At 38.8% G+C, this 5,811-nt stretch carries 6 protein-coding genes; 2 read left to right on the top strand and 4 right to left on the bottom strand.

The genetic code is table 11. The features are described 5' to 3' along the window. A partial coding sequence (locus L3X37_RS15035; protein WP_237240989.1) for an IS630 transposase-related protein occupies positions 1-322 on the top strand: 322 nt, incomplete at its 5' end. A 22-nt stretch (positions 323-344) separates the two neighbouring features. Next, positions 345-833: an IS630 family transposase gene (locus L3X37_RS15030; RefSeq protein WP_237240988.1), complete on the top strand. Its 489-nt coding sequence runs from the start codon at positions 345-347 to the stop codon at positions 831-833. Between the two features lie 120 nt (positions 834-953). Here L3X37_RS15030 and L3X37_RS15025 read toward each other — a convergent pair whose 3' ends face one another. The 4 genes from L3X37_RS15025 to L3X37_RS15010 form a co-directional block, all read right to left on the bottom strand. Then, on the bottom strand, positions 954-1,643 hold the full coding sequence (locus L3X37_RS15025) for an SGNH/GDSL hydrolase family protein (RefSeq protein ID WP_237240987.1): 690 nt from the start codon (positions 1,641-1,643) through the stop codon (positions 954-956). A 63-nt stretch (positions 1,644-1,706) separates the two neighbouring features. After that, positions 1,707-3,146: an alpha-L-fucosidase gene (locus L3X37_RS15020; RefSeq protein ID WP_237240986.1), complete on the bottom strand. Its 1,440-nt coding sequence runs from the start codon at positions 3,144-3,146 to the stop codon at positions 1,707-1,709. 31 nt (positions 3,147-3,177) lie between these two features. Then, positions 3,178-5,547, bottom strand: coding sequence for a glycoside hydrolase family 3 N-terminal domain-containing protein (locus L3X37_RS15015; protein ID WP_237240985.1), 2,370 nt, complete (start codon positions 5,545-5,547; stop codon positions 3,178-3,180). 17 nt (positions 5,548-5,564) lie between these two features. After that, positions 5,565-5,811, bottom strand: a 247-nt coding sequence (locus L3X37_RS15010) for a hypothetical protein (RefSeq protein WP_237240984.1), incomplete at its 5' end; no start/stop codon positions are given.

The raw sequence follows: 5,811 nt of genomic DNA, 5'->3' as shown, positions 1-5,811 counted from the left end.
CAGTATGGCATATTCATTAGATTTCAGGAAACAAGTCTTTAAAGTAAAGCAAAAAGAAAAGCTTACTTTTGAGCAAACAAGTGATAGATTTTCAATTCCTATCCGTACACTTTTCAGGTGGCAAAATCGTATAGAGCCCAAAACAAAACGCGATAAGCCATCAACAAAGATTGATATGGAGGCTTTGGCTAAGGATGTTAAGGACAATCCCGATTTGTACCAGTACGAGCGAGCTAAAGCCTTTGGGGTTAGTCAAAGTGCTATTTTCTATGCTTTAAAGCGTTTGAAGATTAGCTATAAAAAAAACGCTATTTCATCCTAAGGCTGATGGGTTATCAAGGCTGTTGTTTCGCCTGAAAATATTCCGTTATGAGTTTGTTGATAAGCGTCCCATAGTCTATGTTGATGAGAGTGGTTTTGCTGTAGATGCTCCAAGAGAGTATGGTTATAGTTTAACAGGAGAAAGATGCTATGCGAAAAAGGACTGGCATGCAAAGGGGCGTGTCAATGCCATTGGAGCAATAACCAATTTTAAATTATTCAACGTCTGTTTATTTGATACCAATATTAATTCAGATATTTTCTATGCTTGGCTGACACAAGAACTACTCCCAAATGTTCCTGAAAACTCTGTAATTGTTCTTGATAATGCTACATTCCATAAACGAAACGATATGAAAGATGCCATCGAAGAGCAAGGGCACACTTTGGAATTTCTTCCTCCTTACAGTCCAGATTTAAATCCAATAGAGAAAAAATGGGCACAAGCAAAAGCAATTAGACGTAAATACAATTATAATCCTGATGAACTATTTTTTTATGCAAAATTATGACGTTTTATTTTGATTTAACTATAACTGTATTGACCACTTTTACAATACATCAATAATATTAAAATCAGCATTATAAAATGCTCAATAGGTGTAAAAAACCAATATTTATCTAGCAAAACTTTAATGCTCTTTCCTTAAAATCTGAAAAGCTCTTTCGGTTAAAAGGGTTGCTTCTTTAGCAACCCCTTCATTATTAAAATGAATGCCGTCATTAGTGTAATATTCCGGCTCATTGGCAGTTGCGGCGTAAAAATCAATAAGTGTAATATTGTTCTTTTTTGTAAACTCTTTAAGGAAGCTATTGCGTTCAATAATTTGTTTGTTCCTGTCTGCAAATGCTTCAATGTTGTTTTTTTCTCTTATGGCAGTGGTATTTACCCAAATAACAGATCGTTTTGCATTTTCCTTCAACAAGTTGTAAACCACTGGAATGTAACCAGCATACTGTTCAATATTGTAATCTGCTCCGTGTAGGCCATTGTTAAACGCTATGATATCAAACTCATTTATCATTAAAACCGACTCAAGTTGTTTAATAAAAACTGGATCTCCCAGACTTTTTGAGCTTGTAAATTTGCTGCAGCTTACACTATCACCAAGATTCCGAGCCACAACAGGATAATATCTTTCCACATGCGAATCGCCTATTAACAATACCTTGGGCTTGAGCGTATCGTTGGTATTTACAATCCACGTATGTGTCCATTCTGTATTTTCATTAATTTTTTCTCCATTTGGGTTACGGGTTTGCTCTGCACAGCTATATATTAAAATAACTGTTAAAAAAAGCAGTAAGAATTTATTCTTCATAATGTATTAATTAACTCATTCAATAATAATTTTAATAAGTTGATCCTCTTTTAAGCACTACCTTTATTTGCCAATCACACTAAAAGTACTTATTAAAGGGCATGCCAAGGCATTTTCGATTTTTAAACGTATCCTATCTGTTGCAGGAAATTCAATATCGGTTGCCGATGCCCTGCCTTCGAGAATGATGCGCTTATAACCAATCTTCTTACCTGAAAAAACCTCTTCCCAATTGCCATCAACAAGGCATTCAATTGAATAACCATCGATACGTTGCCCAAGGGGAATATATTCCTGGATAATAAACCCATTAATATCACGCACAACTCCCAGATCAACTTCAATAACCGCACTTTTCACGCTATCATCGGTAGCATAATAAGTTTCGTAATCGCCATCATTTAAGTTTTGGGCAGAATATTGCTCGGAATTGCCCCGAAAACTATCCGCGCTTATTTTTACGTTTTTCGATTTGGCCAAATCACTACTGTGTAATTGATCAACCCATGCTTTAAATTCTGCTAATCTGGTAATTGTACCGTCATCAATTAGCCCATCGGTATTGGGAGAGATATTCATTAACGGGGTAACAGCATATCCAACTGAAGTGAGGTAATAATCCTGTATCTTTTCGAGACTAACAACAGGCGTATTATTATGAAACCAGTTTCCCTGCAAGATGATAGACGGTTCTGCTGGATACCAGCGCATTGTTCCGTCGATTTCTACCCGGTAATTCTGATCGGGCGATATTCCTCCATGTGCCCCTGGCCAGGCAATACAACGGTTTGGCATGTATTTAACCAAGGTTCCCGAGTCGTAAATAACCGCATCAGGCTGGGTCTCGTTTAGCATATCGGCTATTTTACCATAGTCCATCTTCAAATCATCGGCCTGATAACCATCGAACCAGTATTCGTCTATTGGCCCATACTGGGTACTCAGCTCTTTAAGTTGTGCCAGGTAATATTCGCCATACTCCTTATAGTCTTCTGATCCAAAATTTTCAAAATGCTTATCTATGATAGACACATAAACACCAAAATAAACTCCTGCCTCGCGACATGCTTCTATAAGTTCTTTTACAACATCGCCTTTTCCGTTTTTCCAGGGCGATGATTTTACACAATGGTCGGTTGTTTTCGTTTGCCAGTTGCAAAAACCATCGTGGTGCTTGGTTGTAAGAACAATACCTTTAAAACCAGCCATTTTTGCAGCTTCAACCCATTGTTTGGCATCGAAGTTAACTGGGTTGAACTTCTCAGGATCTTCCTTGCCATATCCCATATGATCATCACTGGGGTAAAACGTTTTCATGCCAAAATGCACAAACATGATGTGCTCTGCCTTATGCCAGTTTAACTGTGCTTTGTTGGGAATGGGCAAAAAGGCCTTTGGCGCTTTAACCATTTCTTTTTTTGATTTTTGGTTGATACAAGAGAACATGCTTATTACTAAAAAACATGCAAGAAATACATTAATAATGTGTTTTAATTGGTTCATTTTTATTTGATTTATAGTTTTAAATAATCGCTTATTGTTTTGAAATATTAAAAGTATCTTTCAACCTGATATCTTCCGATGAGCTTCCTACAAGCACGTCAAATTCACCTGGTTCCACAAGTTTTTTCATTTCCTGGTTCCAGAGGCTTAATTCATTAAAGTTAATTTCAAATGAAACCAATTTCGATTCTCCAGGTTCTATCTCTATTTTACGAAAACCTTTTAACATTTTTACCGGGGTGGTAACCGAACTTACTTTGTCGTTCAAATACAATTGAACAACTTCCTTTCCTTTAATATCGCCTATGTTTTTTACATCGCAAGTTATACGTAACGGCTCCCCTGTTTGCAGCTCTTTACTTTCTATTTTCAGGTTTGAATATTCAAACTCAGTATAGCTTAATCCGTGACCAAAGCAAAATAAAGGATCGGGAGTTGAAAACACATAGTCTCTCCCTGGATTTTCCAGCGTACCCCTCTGCCGATAGTACCCTTTTGCAGAAGGTTTATGTGCCGATATGCTAGGCATGTGCCCTACACTCCGAGGAACAGATACTGGAAGTTTTCCTGAAGGATTAACTTCTCCAAACAGAATATTGGCTATAGCTAATCCACCCTGTTCGCCAGGATACCAAGCTTCAATAATAGCAGGTATATTTTCCTTTTCCCAGTTAATGGAGTATGGCCGGCCATGTATCATTACCAACACTATTGGCTTACCTGTTTCGTGAAGAGCTCTGATTAGTTCGGGTTGTACACCCGGAGGAGTTAGCGTTGTACGGTCTAGCCCCTCACCGCAGGTATTGTGCTTATCCAACTTGTCGTTGCCCCAGCCTATTCCTGAATAAATAATACTTGTTCCGCCAATAGCCAGCACAACCACGTCATTGTTTTTAGCAATGCGCACAGCCTCTTCAATGCCGCTTTTATCTAGATCGGTTATTCCACATCCTCTGGCATAGTTAACCTTTACATTATCTCCGACAAGCTGTTTTATACCATCAAGAAGTGTAATGCCGTAGTCGTTGCTCTTGGTTACCGAATAGTCGCCAAATTGCACCTGATCGGCATTGGGTCCAATTACAGCAATTGATCCTAACTTTGTTTTGTCGAATGGAAGCAGTTGATCCATGTTTTTTAAAAGTATAACTGATTCTTCTGCCATTTTTTGTGCATGGGCAATATGTTCGAGCGTATGTATCTTCTCCTCTCTGTTAGTAGGAACAGTGTAAGGGCTGTCAAATAAACCAGCTTTGAACTTTGCAAGCAAAATTCGCTTTACCGCAGTATCAACTATTTCCTCATCCAGGTCACCACTTTCAACCAATTCCTTCAATTCTCCGTAAGCATATTGCGAAGGAGCTTCTAAATCAACTCCGGCAATTATAGCTTGTTTGGCAGTTTCTTGTTTATCTGAGGCTGTATGATGAAAGTTCTGAAGCATATTTAGCGCTGTATAGTCGGAAAAGATGTAGCCATTAAAACCCCATTCTCCTCTCAGAATATCTGTTAACAACCATTTGCTGGCATGAACGGGAACACCATCTACCTCGTGATAGCCTGGCATAATACTATATATGTTTGCATCTTTTACAGCTTTTTCGAAAGGCACAAGGTGCTGGCTCCTTAAATCTCTTTCACCGATAACTGCCGGAGCGATATTAATTCCGGCCTGAGGGGTGCTGTATGCAACAAAATGCTTGGCAGTACACATTAATTTGTTTTCAGGAATGTGCTTTTTTGTGATTTCTGGATCGCCCTGCATCCCCGTTACAAAAGCCTTTCCCATTTCCGAAACCAGAAAAACATCTTCGCCATAACATTCTTCTACCCTGCCATAACGGTGATCAATGGCCAGATCAAAAAGCGGAGATAAGGCCTGATCAACACCTGCTGAACTTGCTTCTTTGGCAATTATACTTCCCATAGCCCTAATTAACTCAGGGTCCCAGGAACTTCCCTGTGCAATGGCTTGCGGGAAAATAGTTGCGCCAAGTGCCATCTGCCCGTGAAGACATTCCGCAATCTGAATGGCAGGAATTCCTAGACGCGTATTTTCTCGTAAATATTTATCGGCAGCAGCTGAAAACTTTGCAATTTTTTCGTGCTCAACAAAAGGACTTTCTAGACAACCAATACTTTGCCCGTTAAATAAGTTCTCTAGCGACTCTGTGGTGACTTCTCCTTTTTCATCGAGTTGAAGCTGGTTCAGGCTTTTCATCGACAACTGGTTTATTTTTTCTTCCAGAGTCATTCGCATCACTAAATCATGTACTCGATTTTCAACAGGTGCATCTTTGTCCATATATACCAGTTCATCTTCCAGACCAGAACATGACATTAATTTCAGGACTAATAACAAAAGGCTATATTTCCAAATTACTTTTATTTTTAAACTCATTATTAAAAAGATTTCTTTTATTTTAAGTTCCTATAAGAATCAACCGAAGCACTAATACCTATTTCAGGATTACCGTATATATCCAAATGTCCGCGGATAGCAAAACCGTTGGGTTCGTAAATCGTGGCACACGAAGGGCTGATCTTTTCCAGTTCTTTCCATTCTTCCCAAAGTTCATCGTACCGTCCTATTGCCTCTCTTATTTTATTCTTTTCGTATTCTCCTGTTTGGTCGCCAATGTGCCCAAGCAGCATCACAATCCAG

This window comes from Wocania arenilitoris, from assembly GCF_021728535.1.
Taxonomy (GTDB): domain Bacteria; phylum Bacteroidota; class Bacteroidia; order Flavobacteriales; family Flavobacteriaceae; genus Wocania_A; species Wocania_A arenilitoris.
This window is presented reverse-complemented; position numbering and strand designations above follow the sequence as displayed.

Coding starts and splice junctions, on each gene's coding strand:
- L3X37_RS15015 (WP_237240985.1), bottom strand. CDS start 5,547: ATGAGTTTAAAAATAAAAGTAATTTGGAAATATAGCCTTTTGTTATTA.
- L3X37_RS15020 (WP_237240986.1), bottom strand. CDS start 3,146: ATGAACCAATTAAAACACATTATTAATGTATTTCTTGCATGTTTTTTA.
- L3X37_RS15025 (WP_237240987.1), bottom strand. CDS start 1,643: ATGAAGAATAAATTCTTACTGCTTTTTTTAACAGTTATTTTAATATAT.